Origin of the sequence: Duodenibacillus massiliensis, assembly GCF_928721995.1 — a bacterium.
GTDB classification, from domain to species: Bacteria; Pseudomonadota; Gammaproteobacteria; order Burkholderiales; family Burkholderiaceae_F; genus Duodenibacillus; species Duodenibacillus massiliensis.
Genome location: NZ_OV788642.1, coordinates 366525 through 384685, shown reverse-complemented (window position 1 = coordinate 384685; position 18161 = coordinate 366525). Strand labels below are relative to the sequence as shown.

Annotated in this window: 15 protein-coding genes; 9 read left to right on the top strand and 6 right to left on the bottom strand. The window is 58.0% G+C overall.

The window, feature by feature from the left end:
* Positions 1 to 28: 28 nt before the first annotated feature.
* The 3 genes from NXF97_RS01715 to NXF97_RS01705 all read left to right on the top strand — a co-directional run bounded on the left by NXF97_RS01715 (position 29) and on the right by NXF97_RS01705 (position 5018).
* On the top strand, positions 29 to 721 hold the full coding sequence (locus NXF97_RS01715) for a 4Fe-4S dicluster domain-containing protein (RefSeq protein WP_274956232.1): 693 nt from the start codon (positions 29 to 31) through the stop codon (positions 719 to 721).
* Between the two features lie 11 nt (positions 722 to 732).
* The gene (locus NXF97_RS01710; RefSeq protein WP_274956231.1) at positions 733 to 3666 is read left to right on the top strand and encodes a molybdopterin dinucleotide binding domain-containing protein; all 2934 of its coding nucleotides are present in this window, start codon (positions 733 to 735) and stop codon (positions 3664 to 3666) included.
* 398 nt (positions 3667 to 4064) lie between these two features.
* Positions 4065 to 5018, top strand: a complete 954-nt coding sequence (locus NXF97_RS01705) for an HlyD family efflux transporter periplasmic adaptor subunit (protein ID WP_274956230.1) — start codon at positions 4065 to 4067, stop codon at positions 5016 to 5018.
* A gap of 72 nt (positions 5019 to 5090) precedes the next feature.
* Here the strand turns inward: NXF97_RS01705 and iadA are convergent, their stop codons facing one another.
* Positions 5091 to 6233 carry a beta-aspartyl-peptidase gene (gene iadA / locus NXF97_RS01700; protein ID WP_274956229.1) on the bottom strand — a complete coding sequence of 381 codons (1143 nt, stop codon included), beginning with the start codon at positions 6231 to 6233 and terminating at the stop codon, positions 5091 to 5093.
* Positions 6234 to 6424: 191 nt separating this feature from the next.
* Here iadA and NXF97_RS01695 point away from each other — a divergent pair, with 191 nt between their 5' ends.
* The 3 genes from NXF97_RS01695 to NXF97_RS01685 all read left to right on the top strand — a co-directional run bounded on the left by NXF97_RS01695 (position 6425) and on the right by NXF97_RS01685 (position 8977).
* A complete protein-coding gene (locus tag NXF97_RS01695; protein WP_274956228.1) occupies positions 6425 to 6835 on the top strand; it encodes a hypothetical protein in 411 nt (136 codons plus the stop codon).
* A 2-nt stretch (positions 6836 to 6837) separates the two neighbouring features.
* On the top strand, positions 6838 to 7620 hold the full coding sequence (locus NXF97_RS01690; RefSeq protein ID WP_022373640.1) for an enoyl-ACP reductase FabI: 783 nt from the start codon (positions 6838 to 6840) through the stop codon (positions 7618 to 7620).
* A 97-nt stretch (positions 7621 to 7717) separates the two neighbouring features.
* The gene (locus NXF97_RS01685; RefSeq protein ID WP_274956227.1) at positions 7718 to 8977 is read left to right on the top strand and encodes a P1 family peptidase; all 1260 of its coding nucleotides are present in this window, start codon (positions 7718 to 7720) and stop codon (positions 8975 to 8977) included.
* Between the two features lie 114 nt (positions 8978 to 9091).
* On the opposite strand, the gene NXF97_RS01680 is transcribed toward NXF97_RS01685, so the two are convergent.
* On the bottom strand, positions 9092 to 10576 hold the full coding sequence (locus NXF97_RS01680) for an FAD-dependent oxidoreductase (protein ID WP_274956226.1): 1485 nt from the start codon (positions 10574 to 10576) through the stop codon (positions 9092 to 9094).
* 331 nt (positions 10577 to 10907) lie between these two features.
* Here NXF97_RS01680 and NXF97_RS01675 point away from each other — a divergent pair, with 331 nt between their 5' ends.
* Entirely contained in the window at positions 10908 to 12347 is a 1440-nt protein-coding gene (locus tag NXF97_RS01675; protein ID WP_374048759.1) for a DEAD/DEAH box helicase, read from the top strand.
* A gap of 57 nt (positions 12348 to 12404) precedes the next feature.
* On the opposite strand, the gene NXF97_RS01670 is transcribed toward NXF97_RS01675, so the two are convergent.
* The 4 genes from NXF97_RS01670 to NXF97_RS01655 form a co-directional block, all read right to left on the bottom strand.
* Positions 12405 to 12896, bottom strand: coding sequence for an acyl-CoA thioesterase (locus tag NXF97_RS01670; RefSeq protein ID WP_274956225.1), 492 nt, complete (start codon positions 12894 to 12896; stop codon positions 12405 to 12407).
* 109 nt (positions 12897 to 13005) lie between these two features.
* A complete protein-coding gene (gene ttdB, locus NXF97_RS01665) occupies positions 13006 to 13623 on the bottom strand; it encodes a L(+)-tartrate dehydratase subunit beta (protein WP_022373635.1) in 618 nt (205 codons plus the stop codon).
* The gene (gene ttdA / locus NXF97_RS01660) at positions 13620 to 14519 is read right to left on the bottom strand and encodes a L(+)-tartrate dehydratase subunit alpha (protein WP_022373634.1); all 900 of its coding nucleotides are present in this window, start codon (positions 14517 to 14519) and stop codon (positions 13620 to 13622) included. The genes ttdB and ttdA overlap by 4 nt, the downstream gene beginning before the upstream one ends.
* Before the next feature lie 174 nt (positions 14520 to 14693).
* A complete protein-coding gene (locus NXF97_RS01655) occupies positions 14694 to 15896 on the bottom strand; it encodes an aromatic amino acid transaminase (RefSeq protein WP_274956224.1) in 1203 nt (400 codons plus the stop codon).
* Positions 15897 to 16286: 390 nt separating this feature from the next.
* Between NXF97_RS01655 and rpsB the strand changes: the two genes are divergently transcribed.
* Positions 16287 to 17042 carry a 30S ribosomal protein S2 gene (gene rpsB, locus NXF97_RS01650; protein ID WP_022373632.1) on the top strand — a complete coding sequence of 252 codons (756 nt, stop codon included), beginning with the start codon at positions 16287 to 16289 and terminating at the stop codon, positions 17040 to 17042.
* A 149-nt stretch (positions 17043 to 17191) separates the two neighbouring features.
* Positions 17192 to 18082: a translation elongation factor Ts gene (gene tsf, locus NXF97_RS01645; RefSeq protein ID WP_022373631.1), complete on the top strand. Its 891-nt coding sequence runs from the start codon at positions 17192 to 17194 to the stop codon at positions 18080 to 18082.
* Positions 18083 to 18161: the final 79 nt, after the last annotated feature.

Below are 18161 nucleotides of genomic sequence, written 5' to 3'. Positions count from 1 at the left end.
TGATCATCGACTAACTGTGAGAATCACAATGGAACGACGTTCGTTATTTAAGCTCGCGGCCGGGAGTGCGGTATTTACGTGTATCCCGACGGCGCAGCTGCTTGCAAAGACGCCGGGCAAGCGCTACGCCATGGTGTTTGATGTGCGGCGCTGCACGGGGTGCCTCTCCTGCACGGTGTCCTGCTCGGTGGAAAACCATGTTGAGGCGGGACGCGCCCGCACCCAGGTCAATCAGATGGCCGTCAAAACGGCTGCGGCCGAAGCGGTCATCGCGTTTCCCAACCAGTGTAATCACTGCGACAACCCGCCCTGTGTGCGTGTCTGCCCTGTTAAGGCCACTTATAAGCGCTCCGAAGACGGCATTGTGGTGATTGACTACAACAAGTGCATTCACTGCATGGCCTGCGTGCCGGCCTGTCCGTACGGCGCCCGCAAGGCTGATCCGACACACAAAAACCCGCCGGAAAAGTGCAATTTCTGCATCCACCGCATCAGCGAGGGGCTATTGCCCGCCTGCGTGGAAAGCTGTATCGGCAAAGCCCGTGTTTTCGGAGATCTCAACGATGAGACCAGCGAGATCTACAAGCTTGTGAAAGCCAGCAAGGTCTATGCACTGCTCTCCGGTTACGGCACAAAACCCAACATTTTCTATATCGGACTGCCCGAAGGATGTGACGACAAGGCAATGTTGTCCGTGAAGCAGACCAACTGGCAGCGCTGAGGAAAAACGTCATGGCAAATGAAAAATCTACGGAACGCTTCGGTTTTGCGGAAAAACCGGAACTGATCCGCCGCAACGGAAAACTCGATGTGAGACCGGGCGTGCGCATCGGTTTTACGCGTTGTTTTACCTGCAACAACATGTGCGGTCTGCGCTACCGTGTGGATGAAGCCACAGATACGCTCACGCGTGTGGCGGGCAATCCTTACTGTGAGGTGGTCACGGGCGGCAAACCCCTGGTACTGGATACCCCGGTTGCCAAAGCCTGGGCGCTTCTGACCGGTGACGCCGGTCAGCAAAACCGCGCAACCTGCTGCGGCAAAGGTGCTTCCGGTATTGACGCGGTCACTGATCCGCGCCGGGTCCTGACCGTGTTAAAACGCGCCGGAAAACGCGGTGAAAATAAGTGGAAGACCATCCCTTACGAGCAGGCAGTGCGCGAAATCGTGGAAGGCGGTAATCTGTTCGGCGAGGGCCATGTTGAAGGGTTGCGGGCGATCCGCAATCTGAAGACCCCGGCGGTGCCGGGGCAGCCTGAGTTCGGGCCCAAGGTTAACCAGCTCATGGCGACCTTTAACGAAGAAGACACCATCCGGGGTAGTTTTTATTCACGCTTTATGACAAAGGCCTTCGGTACAGTGAACCTCACAACCAAGCACGCCTACTGCGGTGCTGCGGTCGGCGTCGGTTACTCCGTGGGTCTCGGGCCTGAAATCGCTGCCGGTATGTGTGACGTTGACTGGGATGCCTTTGAGTATGCAGTCTTTATCGGCACGGCTCCCGGAGCCTCCGGCGCCAGCATTAACCGTCTGGGCCGGGCTGTTGCCGATGCCCGCGTTGAGCGTAAGGCTAAATACGTGGCAGTCGATCCGATTCTCAGAACAGTTGTTGCCAACAATACGCAGGGGCAGTGGCAGCCGATTCTGCCGGGCACGGACACGGCGTTTCTTTACGGTGTGATCCGGATCATCCTTGAAAACAAATGGATGAATTCGAAGTTTTTGGTGAGCCCGAATGAAGCGGCGGCGAAAAAGGCCGGTGAAATCAACTGGACCAATGCCGCATGGCTTGTTGACATCAAAACACAGACCATGGCTGATGCCGCCGATTTCGGCTGCGGCAAAAAGGGCGAGGGGGTCGTGTTTACGGGCGGTAAGCCCGTCTCGGCCGCAACTGCCGTTAAGGGTGAACTCTTTGTGGACCGTACCTTCCGCCGTCAGGACGGCAAAAACGTGCGCCTGGTCTCCAGCCTGGAGCTGCTCCGGCAGCAGGCAGTGAAGTACACGCTTGCAGAGTACGCTCAAAAATGCGGTGTTCCCGTTGAACGGATGACGGAAATTGCCCGCGAATTCACGCACCACGGGCGCCGTGTTGTCGCCGTTTCCAATACCGGCAACAACAGTGCCGATGCCGTGATGTGCGGCTGGCTTATCTGTATTCTCAACAGTCTTGCGGGCAGTCACGACTGTAAGGGCGGTGCCCTTTACGGTAACGGGTTCTTTACGGGCTTTGAAGGCACGTATGATCTGGCAACTGTTAAGGGGGCTCCCGATCAGGACGGCCAGATGAATGCCTGCCGCAACGCACCCTACGAAGACTCGACCGAATACAAGGAACACGTGAAAAAGGGTGAGAATCCCTATCCGGCCAAGCACATCTTCCATCCGCTCTTTCCGGGCTACACGGCCGGAAACGCCGCGGAAATGATGGTGGCGATGGCAAATAAAGATCCGTATCCCGCGAAAGCGCTCTTTAATTGGCGCAGCAACGTTCTTTTCAGTGCTTCTTCCATTGATCACCGGATTAAAGACGTGCTTGCCGATCCCAAACAGCTCCCGCTGTTTGTCGGTATTGACGCCTTTATCAACGAGACGAATATGTACGCCGACTACATCATCCCGGACCGTGTGATGTATGAGGAATACGCCTGCGACCGTACCTGGGGCAACTACAACCAGTGTGTCACGGCAGGGGTTCCGGTCGTTACGCCGCGCACGGTGAAAAACGCCAAGGGTGCGCACGTCTCGATGGAAACGTTCCTTGTCGACTGTGCGCTTGCCATGAAGCTGCCTGGGTTTGGTAAGGGCGCTATTCCCGTAAAGGGGGGCAAACCCGCGGACCTCTTTACCTACGACGACTGGGCCGTGCGCTATCTTTCAAATGCGGCCGAACAGTTTAAGGGGCTGCCCGAGGTGACGGACGAGGACCGGCGTTTTGCGGGGCTTGAGCGGGCCATGAAGATGGTGAGGCCGCTTTTGAAGCCCGCCGAAGCGGCCCGCGTGGAAGCACTGCTTTCCCGCGGCGGTTACTACGAGGCCGACAGCCGCTATGCAGGTGAGTTTATGAAAAACGGCGGCGGCAAATTCCTGCAGTTTTTTAATCCCGCCATGCCCGCCGTGCGCCACTGCTTCAGCGGCAAGCCCTATCCGGGGGTGCCGGTTGCCGAAGAAGCCCGCTTCTTTAACGGTGAAGCCTGGCGTCAGCGCTGGAGCAGAAAGGACTATCCGCTGCTGTTTTCGAGCTTTAAGCCGATTCTGCGCTCCAACTACTCGGTCGCCTTTGAGCACTGCACGGAGATTTCGCCTGAAAACTTTGTGCATATGCACCGCGTGACGGCACAGAAGTTCGGACTTAAAAACGGCGACAAGGTCCGGATTGCAAGCCCCAACGGCGTTGATGTAAAGGGGGTGCTGATGGTTGACGAGGCGGTGACGCCGGGGGCGGTTTGTGTCGCGCATGCCTACGGGCATACGGCCTACGGTGCCGAGAACCGCGTAGTGGACGGTAAGACTGTGCCCGGCATTGCGGCAAGAGCGGGCGGCACTGCCGTCAATCAGATGATCCCGCGCGATCCGACCCGTCCGGGCCGCTACGGCATGCTCAATGACTATTGGGCTGCCTGTAACTGCCGTACCGGGATTCCGGTTAAGGTAGTGAAGGCATGAACTTATACAGCATTCCCTGAAAGAGCAATCTGCTGTTTTCTCTCCGACAGCCGGCACAGGGGCCGGTGACCATTTCCCCCTCGGCGCTAAAACTGAGGGGGTTTTTTCTGCGCTTGTCCGTCTGTGCCGGGACATTTCGGGCGGATATGGGGTGCCCATTTATCTTCTCCGTGCCCTCCTGATTAGCGATTAGGAAGTATTTTGACAGAGAGGGACGCGGATCTACCGCTTTGTGCTTTTTATGGGCATTGCCCTGTTGGTCTACTACGCGTTTTTCAAGGTTCTCGGGATCATTTTGTTTGCCGTTGAGATGACGGTCTTTATTGCGGGGCCCGTGGTGAAGGAAATGAAAGACTGGTGTGTGTTTGGGGAAGGAAAAGTCCAGGCCCCGGTGGCCTTTGATCGGCGGAGTAATCCTTCTCATCTTTGCCTGGCTCTTTTTCCCCTGGAACGCTCAGGTGACGGCGCTCGCCGTGCTGCGCGCTTACGGTGAGACAATCTTTTATGCGACAACACCCGCTGTCATCAAAGCCGTGCATGCCCGCGCGGGGCTTTCGGTCCGTCAGGGGGATGTGCTTTATGAACTGACCTCTCCTAAGCTGGAAAATGAGGCCAGGAAGCTTACGGCAGACCTTGCGGCCGCCGACTGGCGCATCAACTTTCTGCGGGTGAACCGTGAAACGGCGGCGGAAGCCCCCTTGGCTGAGCGCGAGCGCGCGGAAATTGCCAAGCGCCTTACGGAAGTAAAGCGCCAGCTTGCGGCTCTCACCGTCACAAGTCCCTTTGACGGGGTGATTTTGGAAACCGAACCGGATCTTGCACCTGGGGAATGGGTGCGCGCCAGCGAAAAACTTGCGTCTGTTGCGCCAGAGAGAAAAGACGGGAGCGCCTCGGGGCTGATGCCCGAAGTCTGGGGGTTTATGGCGGAAAGCAATCTGCTGCGTGTGGCGCAGGGAAGTTCCGCGGTCTTTGTGCCGGAAGACGCCGGTCGCAGTACCGTACGGCAGAGGACATCCTCAGTCGACCGTGCGGCCACGCGCCAGATCGGTGCGGCGCCGGAATTGGCAAGTACCTTCGGCGGGCCCCCGGCGGCAAGTGTGACATCGGACGCCGCTGCCCGCTCTCTGGGGGGTGACGCCGGGCGCGCCTACGCCTTAAAGGATGCGGTCTACCGGGTGCGTTTGACGGGGAAAGAGGTACTGAGTCTCACAAAAACGGCTTCGGGTGACTATGACACCGCCGGCACGGAAGTGATCCGCGGGCACGTCGTGATTGACGGGGAGCGTGAGTCTCTCGCGGGCCGGTGGCTGCGCTGCGCGTGGGCGGTACTGATGCGTGAGTCGGGATTCTGAGGTTTCGAGGACCAAAAAAGGCGCCGTGAGGAGATAATCCTTCGGCGCCTCAATCATTCCTGCCGGAGAGGATTACTTTTCGTACATCCCCTTGGCAACGACGGTGCCCGCACGCATCATGCTGCGACCGCGGGCAAACATATCGGTGATTTCACAGGCGTCGTTAACAAGCAGCAGGTCGGCGTCCATGCCGGCCTTGATTTGACCCTTGCCCGCGAGGTTGAGGCCCTTCGCGAGGTTCGTGGAAACAAAGCCGATTGCCTTTTCAAAGCCCAGTTTTTCCACGAGCTTCTGAAATTCGGGCCACGCGCCGTTAATGGGGCAGACGTCAAGTCCGATCATCTCGCCCTTATCGTCAAAGCGCGGAAAGGAGCCGTGCGCATCCGTGGAGAGCGTGAGCTTGTCGGCCGTGACGCCGTCTTCGAGTGCACAGAGAACGGCGTCAGCGGCCGTACCGCAGATACAGGGGCCGGCCGTGAGGTCGATCATGCCGCCGCGGCGGGCAAACGCAAGCGACCGCTCCCAGGTGAGGTCTTTACGGGCACAGTGTGTCGGGCGGATGTGTTTGATGGGCATGCCGGCGTCGCAGCAGGCATCGATGATGTCGTAGGCGGTGTTGCCGAGGTCTCCGAGGTGCACGTGCAGGAACCCGGTCTTACCGGAAATCATGCCTCCCACGCGGATGTCGGAGAGAAGGTGCAGGATGTCCTGCTCGGTGGGGAAACTCGAGCGGTGGTCACCGAGCGCAATCTTTACGCCGATCACTTCGGGAATCGTCAGCAGTTCACGGCGCACGGTGCCGGTGATGGTCGTCACGGGAAACGCGTAGTTTGAGGTCCACATGTAGGTTGTGAGACCTTCGGTTTTCAGTGCCCGGACTTTCGCCAGGAGGTTTTCGATGCTGCGGGTTTCGCTGTCGGTGCCGGAGACGCCCACTACGGTGGTGATACCGGCTTCAATGAATTCGAGAAGGCTTGCTTCCGGGCAGCGGGAGACCGGGCCGGCTTCGCCGCCGCCACCGGTGACGTGGATGTGCTGGTCAATGACGCCGGGCATCATCACGCGCCCCTTGGCGTCCACGGTTTCCATGCCGGGGACGTTCACCGTGAGGTCTTTGCCGACGGCAACAATCTTGTCGTTGACGATAAAGACGTCGGTGGTGCCCAGATGTTCGGGCGCGTAAACGTCCGCGTTTTTAATGAGAACGGCTGTCATAAAAACCTCTGAAAATGTGGTCGGTGCCGCTTTGGCGGCGCATATTCTGAGATTCTAATCCGGCCGTTCGGATGATCGGGCGCACTTTTCGGCATTACCGGGTAGTTTCGCGCTCCGCATCCCGATATAATCGCCGCGTTTCAGACCTCGGGTACGTTCCTGCGGTCATTTTGTTTTTGGGGGAGCCGTCAGTGCGTCCTGTTTTTGTGCTCGATGTTGCCGAGCGTTCGATCGATCTTCTGACGCGTGGGCGTTTCATTGACGATTACTGCAATGTTCTCACCGCCAACGGCCGGACCGTCAAGGACGATCCGGACTTAACGCCCGAGGAAAATGAGCACAAGCTCTTTTTGGCGGCGGTGACCGAAATCCAGAAGGATAACGACATCCGCATTGCGGATACGGCGGCCAGTCTCACGACCGTTATTGCGCAGTTTTACGAGCAGGCTTTAAAGAAAGCCGTGACGGTTGAGGACTACCAGAAACTCGCCAAGACTCATCTGGAGCTTCTTGCGGAACTCTCTGCGGTTTTGCAGAAACTCTCGCTTGAACGCGCTAAAGAGCGCCGCGAAAAAGAAACCCCGAAGGAAGGAGCACTTTGAAAATGCCGATGCTTAACAACAAACGGTTTGTCATCACGGGCGTTTCCTCCGAGCGCTCCATTGCGCACGGCATTGCCTGCGTGGCGCACGCCGAAGGTGCCGAACTGATCCTCACCTACAACAACGCGCGCTTTGAATGCCGTGTGAGAGCCCTTGCTGAGGAACTCAATGCCAAGGTGATCCGGCTTGATGCCTCGGACGATGCTTCCGTGGCGGCCTGTGCTGAAAGCGTGAAAGCCGTTTGGCCCGACGGCATGGACGGTTTTGTTCATTCCATTGCCTGGGCGCCCCGGGAGGCCATTCAGGGGTCCTTTTTGGAAGGTATCAGCCGCGACGGGTTTCTTGCGGCAATGAGTATTTCGGTTTATTCCTTTGCGGCGCTTGCCAAAGCCTTTTTGCCTCAGATGGAAGGGCGGCGCGCCTCAATGCTCACGGTTTCCTATTTGGGGGCAGAAAAGGTGCTTCCGAACTACAACACCATGGGTGTTGCTAAGGCGGCGCTTGAATCCATGACGCGCTACATGGCAGCGGACCTGGGCCCCAGGGGAATGCGCGTCAACGCCCTTTCCTGCGGACCGGTGAGAACGCTTGCGGCCTCAGGCATCAAGGACTTCAGCCGGATGCTTGCGGCAAGCGAAACGTTAAGCCCCATGCGCGAAAACATCACCACGACGGATGCGGGTAACGCCGCGGCGTTTCTCCTTTCAGACCTCGCCCGCATGACAACGGGCCAGACCGTCTACGTTGACGGCGGGTTTGAAATTTTGGCGCCGGGCGCTCTGTAAAAGACCGCAGCCTTTTTTTGTTAAGACCGCCTGTCTTTTTCCCGTAGGGTGAAAGGTTGCAGGCGGTTTTCGTTTTTAACGCACAACGAACGACATCATGCCTTCAGCTTCGTCCCGTAAACCCCGTCTGCCGCAGCCCTCGGAAATCAAGAATTTTCCGGATGATCCGGCGATGAAGGTGTTTGAATCCAACGGCACGCTTTACGGGGGCTACCGTATCCGTAAGCGTGACCCGATTACGCACAAGCAGCACGAGCAGAAGGTTTATTCGGGCCGTATCGTCGACGGCGTCTACTACACGATGGACGAATTTAAGGAGCGCTTTACCCGCACCGGTGAACCCCGGCAGTCGGGCGCGGTGCTGCCTCAGGGGTTAACGCCTGCGGCAGAAGAGGCTGTACGTAAAAAGGCGGATCAGAACCAAAAGCTCCTTGCGGACATCGCGGGTGTTCTTGAGGACTTTGACGGGACGCTCGGCGACGGTGTTGCGGACGAGGAACCCAAGAAGGCACCGGCCCTGAAAAAGGGGCGTAAGTCCGCGGCAGCGGCTTCAGACGCTGCTCAAGCCCGGCCGCGTGCCTTCGGGCGCTTTACGCCGGGCGAGAAAAACGATCTCACGGACGTCTCGGGCGTCACGGTAAAGCACTACACGTTTGAGGCTGACAAGGGTAAGACCGGGTGCGGTCTGACGATGGTCGGGTTTGAGGGAAGGGAAGTCAAAGCCGCCTTCGTGCGCTTCGGTGAAGTCCGTGCCTGGGGGCTTGAGGCGCTTGCGGAATCGCACCGTATTAAAGGTTCGGTGGTGATGACAAGCCAGACGGCCTTTCAGAAGGTGCTCGCGCTTTTGCCGGACACTGAAAAGGATGTGCTTCTTGCGCAGCCCGTGGAAGGCGTCAACCTGGAGATGTTGCCGGCTGATTTGTCCGGTGCGCGGTTCACTGTGAAAGACGGCGCGCTCGGAGCCGGTGTCGGTTTAGAGGCCTTCGGATTTGCTGGCGGCGTCGGATCGTCTTCGCGCACCGCTGTGAGGGGCTACAAGGTTGCCGTCATGGCGCTTGCGGCGTGCGAAGGGATGCTTCAGGCGGTTGAAACGGGAAAGACCGAGGCGCCGCAGGGCGCGGGCGGATCAGTCCTGCTTCTGACTGTAACGGATGCTCCGCTTTCGGTGATGGCTCTGACGCGACTTGCCAGAGCTTCCGTTGCGGGGCTTTTCCGCACGGGGGCAATGCCCTTTGCGGTGACGTCCTTGGCTCTTACGACGGACACGGGTGAAGTCAATGACACGGCTGCGGGGACGGTGATGCTGGCTGCGGCGGATGCGGCTTTAGAAGCCGTAGTCCGAAGCTTCAGATCCTGACATTCATAAGAGGGGTCTGAGGGGGTACAAAAAAGGGAGCGGCTCGTGTGGGTTTCCGCTCCCTTTGCGTCAGAAGCTCAAAGAAGAACTTCTGACGCGGACGTCAATGGGCAATTAAGCCTTCTTGCCGCCCTTAAGGCCCTTTACGTACTCAGCAACCGTCATACCGAAGACGCCGGCGCTCGTGAGCTGAGCGCCGCCCACGTAGTTGTCGTAGAAGAGGCCGCCCGCAGCGTTGCCGATGCAGAAGAGCCCCGGGATCACCTGGTATTCGGTGTCAAGCACCTGGCCGTTGGTGTTGATGAGCGGACCACCGAACGTGGCTGTCATACCGCCCTGGAACGGAACGATGTAGAAGGGAGCCTTCTTCACGACCGGGGGCTTCGGAAGGGTATTGACCGGGCTCATCTTCATGGCTTCGCCGTCTTCGATCGCTTCGTTGTAGTCTTCGATCGTTTCCTTCAGAGCCTTCGGATCAATGCCCGCAGCCTTAGCGGCTTCTTCAAGGGTGTTGCCGGTGTAAACCGGGGCCTTGGTGCGGGCGTAGCTTGCCCAGTCGTTCTTCAAAATCGGAATGTCGTGCGCTGTCTGGTCGCACACCATGAAGGCCCAGTTGTCAGGCGTATTGGCTGCCACTTCGCGGGACATCTGAACGTAGGTCTTGCCTTCATCGATGAAGCGCTTGCCCTGGCGGTTCACGCACACACCGTTGTTGACAATGTTCAAGGGGTTGGCGCCGGTCGGGCCGTAAATCGGGCCGCAGTGGAACTGGTCAACGTTCACAACCTTGGGCATGAAGGGGGCCGTCAAAACAATGTTTTCACCAGCAATGATGCGGGAACCGCGGATCGGCATCTTGGCGCCGGCGCTGCCGATAAACTGCGTGACCAATTCCTGGTTGGCAGAGTAGCCGCCGGTGGAAAGAACCACACCGTACTTCGCATAGACTTCAGAAAGGCCGTTTTCGTTCTTCACGCGCACGCCGTTGACGTTGCCTTTCTTCGGATCGCTCAAAAGCGCGACAACCTTGTTGCCGGTGCGGACTTCCACGCCCAGGGACTCAGCCTTCTTCATGAGCGTCATCGCAAGATAAGCGCCGCCCGGCTGAACGTCACCGGTCACGAGGTGAGAGCGGGTGAGCTGCGGCCACACAAGGCGGGCACCGGTCTTAAAGTTAATGCCGCAGTCGCTGTGCAGCCACTCAAGCAAACGGGTGCAGTTATCGACAACCTTGTGCGTCAGAGCCGGATCAGCCTTGCCCTGAGACACCTTCATCATGTCGTTGAAGAACGCTTCATTGGTGTCGTTGGCGGTACCGGCGGCCTTCTGGAATGACGTGTTGAGGCCCAAGAGGAACCCAGCCGCGTAAATGGTGTTGCCGAAAGGCATATCCATCTTTTCCAGCAGCAGGGGCTTTAAGCCCAGCTGCGCGGCACGGACGGCGCACACGAGGCCGCCGCAGCCGGCGCCCACAATGATCAGATCGTACTTGGCGCGGGCGGGACGGGCTTCAGCCGTGGCGGAGACACCGGCCAGAACACCGGCGGTTCCGAGAGCACCGACGGTGGCCGTCTTAAAGAAGTCGCGACGAGATTCCATTGTCATTTTCTTTTCCTTCTCTGTAATGCTGTTCCGATGCCGGGTTTTGTCTGCCGGCAACGGCAAAAACACAGTACTTACGACTGCTTCGGCGGCAACTTTACGCCGTGCAGAAAACTGTGTTCTAAGGTGTTTGTCTCAGAGCAGTGCAAAGAATTTGCTGAACAGTGCTTCAAATCAAATGCGAGGTTTGCCCGAATGTAACGGAATCTGAACAAAATGCGGAAAACGCCCCTGATATAATTTCAGTTTACGTGTCCGCGTTAAGAAAACGAGCGGATTATCCTTTTTCTGATTTGTTAAGACGCGCCCCTGAAAGGCGCAAGCCGGAATGCCACAACAGCAGCCTGCCATTACTTCATTTTCCGATTTCAATCTCGATTCCCGTATCCAGACCGCGATTGCGGCGATGGGTTATGTGAATCCGACACCGATTCAGCAGAAAGCCATTCCCGCCGTTTTGGAGGGCAGGGACGTGATGGGTGCTGCGCAGACCGGTACCGGAAAGACGGCGGGTTACGGGTTGCCCTCGCTGCAGCGGATTCTGCCGACGGCAAACACCTCCGCTTCTCCGGCGCGCCACCCCGTGCGTATGCTCGTTTTGGCGCCCACGCGGGAACTTGCCGATCAGGTTAACGACAATCTGAAGCTTTACGCCGCGAACACCCCCCTGCGGGTCGGCGTTGTCTACGGCGGCGTTGACATTAAGCCGCAGTCAGACCAGCTGCGCCGCGGCATTGAAGTGCTCACCGCAACGCCCGGGCGCCTTCTGGATCATATTGAGGGCAAGGCTGTCAATCTCTCGCAGGTGCAGATCGTCATTCTTGACGAAGCCGACCGGATGCTCGACATGGGGTTTTTACCCGATATCAGCCGCATTCTCAATCACCTGCCGAAAAACCGGCAGAGCCTGATGTTTTCGGCAACCTTTTCGCCGGAAATCAAAAAGCTTGCCGCAAACTTTCTCAATGACCCCGTCTTGATTGAGGTCGCGCGCCGCAATGCGACCGCAGACACCGTCCGCCAGGTCTTTTACCGCGTCGAAGACCGTCAGAAGACGGCGTGCCTTATTGAAATTCTCAAAACCCAGGGTGAGGGGGCGACCGCCTTAAAGCAGGTCCTGGTGTTCGTGAACGCCAAGATCACATGCCGGCGTCTCACGCGGACCCTCACGCAGGCGGGCATCAAGGCCGACTCCATTCACGGGGACAAAACGCAGGAAGAACGCACGGCCGCGCTTGAAGCCTTCAAAAAGGGCGAGTGCGAAGTTCTCGTGGCAACCGACGTTGCCGCGCGCGGTCTTGATATTGAAGAGCTTCCCGTCGTCATCAATTACGACGTGCCCTACGTGGCGGAAGACTATGTGCACCGCATCGGCCGCACGGGCCGCGCGGGAGCGCAGGGGCTTGCCATCATGCTCATTACGGCAACGGACGACCGTTCTGTGGCCGCCATTGAAAAGCTCACCAAGCAGACCTTTAAGCCGGTCGACTACCGGCCCGTGGAACGGTTCCGTCCGCGGCGTGACGGGGACCGTAACGGGTATTCGGATCGTCCGCGGCGCGAGCACTGCCGCGACAATGATCACGAAGGGCGTGCGCGTCCGGAGTACGGCACCTACCGTAAGGCCGTTTACGATCCGATCTTTGATAAGCCCTACGAGCCGAGCAACACGCCGCCGCGGCCTATTGCCGCAACACCGGTGCAGCCTCTGAGAAGCACCAAGAAAAAAGCGCCCGTGGCAGCGCTTTTGGGCGGCCGGGGCCGATAAACAAAAAGGCTCTCTTTCGAAAACGAAGGAGAGCCTTTTTAAATCAGCCGTCAGGATTTAATTTGAGGATCCCAGGGGTGCGACGCCCTGATCATCCGTTTCCTCGGGGTGCGCTTCAAAGTAGCGCTTTCGGCTTTCTTCAATGGGAATGGGGCGGCCGTCCGGGCCCAGGCACACATAAACGAGCGTTGCCTGCGTCACTAGATCGATGGTGTTGTGAGCTTTGGTAAGGCGCTCGGCATAGACCTCAACCTTAATTGTGATGCTTGAGGTTCCTACCTTCACGATGCCGGTGTAAACCGAGACCACGTCACCCACCCGGATCGGGTTTTCAAACGTAAAGGAGGAGACGGCGCGCGTCACTACTTTGCGCGAGAGGCAGTAGCGCATGGCGGTGATGCCGCCTGCTAAGTCCACCTGGCTCATCACCCAGCCGCCGAAGACGTCACCGTGCTGGTTGGTGTCTTTGGGAAGCGGTTCCACTCGTAAAGCCGGCATCTTGCCCTCGGGGAGCCTCACGCGGCGCGTTTCGCGGACAGTGTCTGTCATTTCTCTATCCCTGTTTGTCCTTTTTATAAGAGTGCAGGATTTTAGCGCAGCGCGAAAAAAAGCCGTCCGGTAAATAAAGTCTGCCGGACGGCTTTTGGGGGAGGATTTTTTAGTCGGTGTAACCGATCTTCGGAAGGATGTCTTTGACGATCCCGCCCTTCTTTTCGTTAAAGAGCGCTTTGTTCTGCGCAATGAGGTTGCGGCCTTCGGTGTCGATACTGACAATCAAAGGTCCGAATTCCTTGACCTTCATGCACCAGAGCGATTCCGGCATCCCGAGTTCGGGCCACTTCACGTCCTCGACGACTTCAACGTGTTCGGCACCGATCACGGCGCAGCCCGCGGGGAAGATGCAGTGAATGGCCTTATGCGCTTTGCAGCCGGCTTCGGTGTTGGGGCCCATGCCGCCCTTACCGATGATGAGGCGCACGCCCGTTTCATCGATAAATTCCTTTTCAAAAAGTTCCATGCGCATGGAAGTCGTGGGGCCGATTGCGACCACACGCCAGCCGCTCGGGCTCGTCGGATCCTGCGTCATGATGGGACCGCCGTGGAAAATGGCGCGGTCACGGATGTTCACGGGGAGCTTGCGGCCGTGCTTGACGACACGGGTGTGGGCGCAGTCGCGCGCCGTCACGAGCGTCCCGGTGAGATAAACGATATCCCCGATTTTGAGGTCTTTGACGTCTTCTTCTTTAATCGGCGTCGTCAGGATTTTCTTGCTCACAGCGTGACTCCTTTATGCGTGAAGACTTCGTAGCTCAGATCGGCCTTAAAGCGGATGCCGGCGCGGCGGTGTGCCCAGCAGCCGACGTTGACGGCAGCGGCAAGGCAGGAGGGATGGCGCGCGGCCTGTTCGACGTTCACACCCATCACGGTCTTGGTGCCCCCGAGGCCGTTGGGGCCGATGTTGAGCTTATCGAGTCCCTCGGCGATGATTTGCTCGAATTCGGCGCCGCGGGTGTTGCTGTTGTGTGATCCCACCGGACGCATGAGCGCCTTTTTGGAAAGCACAGCCGCGACTTCAGCCGAGCCTGCGATGCCGATGCCGACCAAAAGCGGCGGGCAGGCATTGATGCCGCGCTCGCAGATCAGGTCAAAAATGAACTTCACGACGCCTTCGTAGCCTTCAACAGGCATGAAGACTTTGGCGGTTCCGGGAAGCGAGCAGCCGCCGCCCGCGAGATAGCAGTAGATCGTGCATTCGTCACTGTCAGGAATAATTTCCCAGTCGGTGTAGGGAATGCGCACACCGGTGTTGTTGCCGGTGTTTTTCTCGTCGAAAATCTGCACGGCGTTGTGGCGCAGCGGAGCTTTCTTGGTTGCGCGCTTGGCGGCTTCAGGCAGGCACTGCGGAATGTCTCCTAAAAGCGGAAACTTTGAGCCGCACTGAATGAAGTACTGAATGACGCCGGTGTCCTGGCAACTCGGGACGTTGCGGCGCAGCGCGGCGTCCTGATTGGCAAACATCGTATCGTAGATGATGTTGGCGAGTTCGCTTTTCTGCTCCTTGCGGAGTTCTTCGAGCTTTGTGACAACATCGTCCGGAAGACGCTTGGCCGTGAGTTCGGTGAACCGGGCCATGGTCTCGGTGAAGCGTTCGCAGAGGTTCTGATCTGACATAGCTGGGAAGTGGGATCGTTAATCAAAAAAACGCAGTGGTGTTCCTCACTGTTGAGCGGCAGTTTATATAGTTATTTAGTGATAATCATGATCAGTTCTATTGGGTAACGCAATAGAACTGCATAAAACAAAACCGCCCGAAGGCGGCTTTGTCTATTAAAACGTGCGCGCGTTTTAAAGGACCGTGGCAATGGCCTTTGCAACGTAGGCGACGTTCTTCTTGTTGAGCCCGCAGATACAGATGCGGCCGTTACGTACGGCGTAGACGCCGAATTCGGTCGCAAGGCGGTCAACCTGTTCGGGGGTAAGACCCGTGAAGGAGAACATGCCGGCCTGACGCGTTACAAAGCTGAAGTCGCGCTTGGCACCGATTCTTGCCATTTCTTCGGCAAGTGCCGCGCGCATCGTGCGGATGCGGTCGCGCATGCCGGCGAGTTCCTGTTCCCAGTGCGCGTAGTTCTTGGCCTCGGAAAGTACGTGCGAGACGATGCGGGCGCCGTGAGCGGGCGGGTTGGAGTAGTTGGCGCGGATCACGGCCTTAAGCTGCGTCATCACGACCTGGGCTTCGGTCGCGTTCGGAGTGACAACGGTGAGCGCACCGATGCGTTCGCCGTAGAGGTTAAAGCTCTTGGAGTAGGAGGTGGAGACGAGGAAATTCATGCCGCTTTCGGCAAAACGGCGGATGGACCACGCGTCTTCGTCAAGACCCTTGCCGAAACCCTGATAGGCCATATCAAGGAAGGGAACGAGGCCCTTTTCCTGGCAGACCGCAATCACCTGATCCCATTCATCGTGCGTGAGATCGTAGCCCGTGGGGTTGTGGCAGCAGGCGTGAAGAATCACAAGGGTCTTTGCGGGCAGCGCCTTAAGGTCTTCCATCATCGCGGCAAAGTCGATGCCGTCACGCGCGGCGTCATAGTAGCGGTAGCCCTTTACTTCGTAACCGGCCATCGCAAGAATCGCATTGTGGTTGCCCCAGGTGGGTTTGCTCGTGGCGCCCACCGTAAGGCCGCAGAGGTGATGCATGAAGTCCATGCCGACTTTCAGAGCCCCGGTGCCGCCCAAGGTCTGCACCGTTGCGGCGCGTCCGGAAAGAACGATTTCGCTGGCGGCGCCGAAAACCATCTTCTGCACGAGTTCACCGTAACCGGCGAGACCGCTGATCGGAATATAGGTATGCGGAATACGGGCGGCAACGATCGCTTCTTCGGCTTCCTGCACGACTTCCAGAATCGGGGTCTTGCCTTCTTCGGTGAGGTAGGCGCCCACACCGAGGTTTACCTTTTCGGCGCGCGGATCGGCGCGGAACTTTTCAGATACACCCAGAATCGGGTCGGCGGGAGCGGCCTTAAGACCGGCAAAAAGCGAAGTCGTCATTTGAATCTCACCCAAGTTGGTATTGTTGGTTTACGGGCGGCAAAACCTACAGAGGCTTTCTTTGCCGCCTTTAGTTTCCGACTGAGTCTAATACAGCGTGCATGGTTCGAATTGAGAGGTATTGCGTATCCGAGGCCCGAAAAACTGTAACCGCGTGCAAGCGGGAATCCGACGCTTCGGTCTGAAAAGTCAAAAAATATTGTGTTTGACCGGCGTTTCTTCTATAATCCCGCGCTTTCCGGCTGAGGCTTACTCGGACGGAGAAAGGAAGAGACTCGGGCTTTTGTAGGTCCGGTCTTTGTAAATAGCGCGTCCGCACCCATCCGGGTTGGCCCAGGCTTTGGGCACACCGGGGCGGCGTAAGACAGAAAACCTTGGAGTAAATTCAAAATGACCAGCATGCGTGAAATGCTCGAAGCGGGCTGCCACTTCGGCCATCAGACCCGTTTCTGGAACCCGAAGATGGCTCAGTACATCTTTGGTGCCCGCAACAAGATTCATATCATCAACCTCGAAAAGACGGTTGAAAAGTTCGAAGAAGCCACGAAGTTCGTGCGTGAACTCTCTGCCCGCGGCGGCAAGATCCTCTTCGTGGACAGCAAGCGCGGCGGCCGCGACATCATCGTCGAACAGGCTCAGCGCTGCGGCAGCTGCTGGGTTGACCAGCGCTGGCTGGGCGGCACGCTCACCAACTTCAAGACCGTCAAGCAGACGATCAAGCACCTCAAGGAAATGGAACAGACCATCGCCGACGGCGGCCTTGAGAAGATGAGCAAGAAGGAAGCCCTCGACTTCACCCGCGAAATTGAAAAGCTCAACAAGTCGATCGGCGGCATCAAGGAAATGACGAGCCTGCCCGACGCCCTCTTCATCGTTGACGTTGGCTACCACAAGATCGCCATCGCTGAAGCCAACAAGCTCGGCATCCCGGTCGTGGGCGTTGTCGATACGAACTGCAGCCCCGAAGGCATCGACTACGTGATCCCCGGCAACGACGACTCCAGCAAGGCTGTCGCCATCTACGCTTCCGGCATCGCCGATGCGGTTTTGGCCGGCAAGGCTGACCGTGCCACGGGCGCAGAAGAAGAACCGGCTGAAGAATTCGTTGAAGAAGTCGACGAAAAGGCCGAAACGCCTGCTTCCTAAGACGGCGTCTCTTTGAACTGAAAAAGGCGCACGCCGAGCCCGATGCGAGCCCGCCGCTGCGCCTTTTTCGTAAATACATTTGATTTTTCCCGTAGGCAGTCCGCAAGTCTCGGACCGCTTACGTCAAAACCCGAAAGGAGTTGAAAATAATGGCTGCTATTACTGCTGCAATGGTCAAGGCCCTGCGCGAAAAGACCGATGCTCCGATGATGGAATGCAAGAAGGCGCTCACGGAAGCTGACGGTGACGCCGCCAAGGCCGAAGAGATTCTGCGCGTCAAGCTCGGCAACAAGGCGAGCAAGGCCGCGAGCCGCGTGACCGCCGAAGGCGTGATCGGCACCTATGTTTCGCCCGACGGCAAGACGGGCGCCATCGTCGAAGTCAACTCTGAAACCGACTTCGTTGCGAAGAACCCCGAGTTCCTCAAGATGGCTGCCGACGCCGCCAAGCTCATCGCTGAAAAGGCTCCGGCTGACGTCGCGGCGCTTTCCGCTCTCGAACTCGAAGGCAAGACCCTGGACGCGATCCGTACGGCTCTCGTCGGTAAGATCGGCGAAAACATGACCTTCCGCCGCTTCAAGCGCCTTGAAGCCAAGGGTAAGCTTCACAAGTACGTGCACGGCGGCAGCAAGATTGCTACGCTCGTTGACGTTGAGGGCGGTGACGACGAAGTCGCGCACGACATCGCCATGCACATCGCTGCTTCCAAGCCCAAGGCTCTTAACGCTGAAGGGATCGACCCGGCTCTGATCGAAACCGAACGCCGTGTTGCGATCGAAAAGGCCAAGGAAGCCGGCAAGCCCGAAGCGATGCTTGAACGTATCGCCGACGGTACGGTGAAGAAGTTCCTCAAGGAAGTGACGCTTCTTGACCAGCCCTTCGTCAAGGACGACAAGGTGACGATTGCTCAGCTTCTTAAGAGCAAGAACGCCAACGTCGCTGACTTTGCCCTCTTCGTGGTGGGTGAAGGCCTTGAAAAGCGTAACGATGACTTCGCCGCTGAAGTGGCTGCCCAGACGGCTGCTGCTCAGAAGGCTTAATTCCGCTTTCTGACGGTGCCGGAAATTTTTCGGCACCCGGCAGGAAAAACGCGTTTCGGCCGTGTTGCCGGAGCGCGTT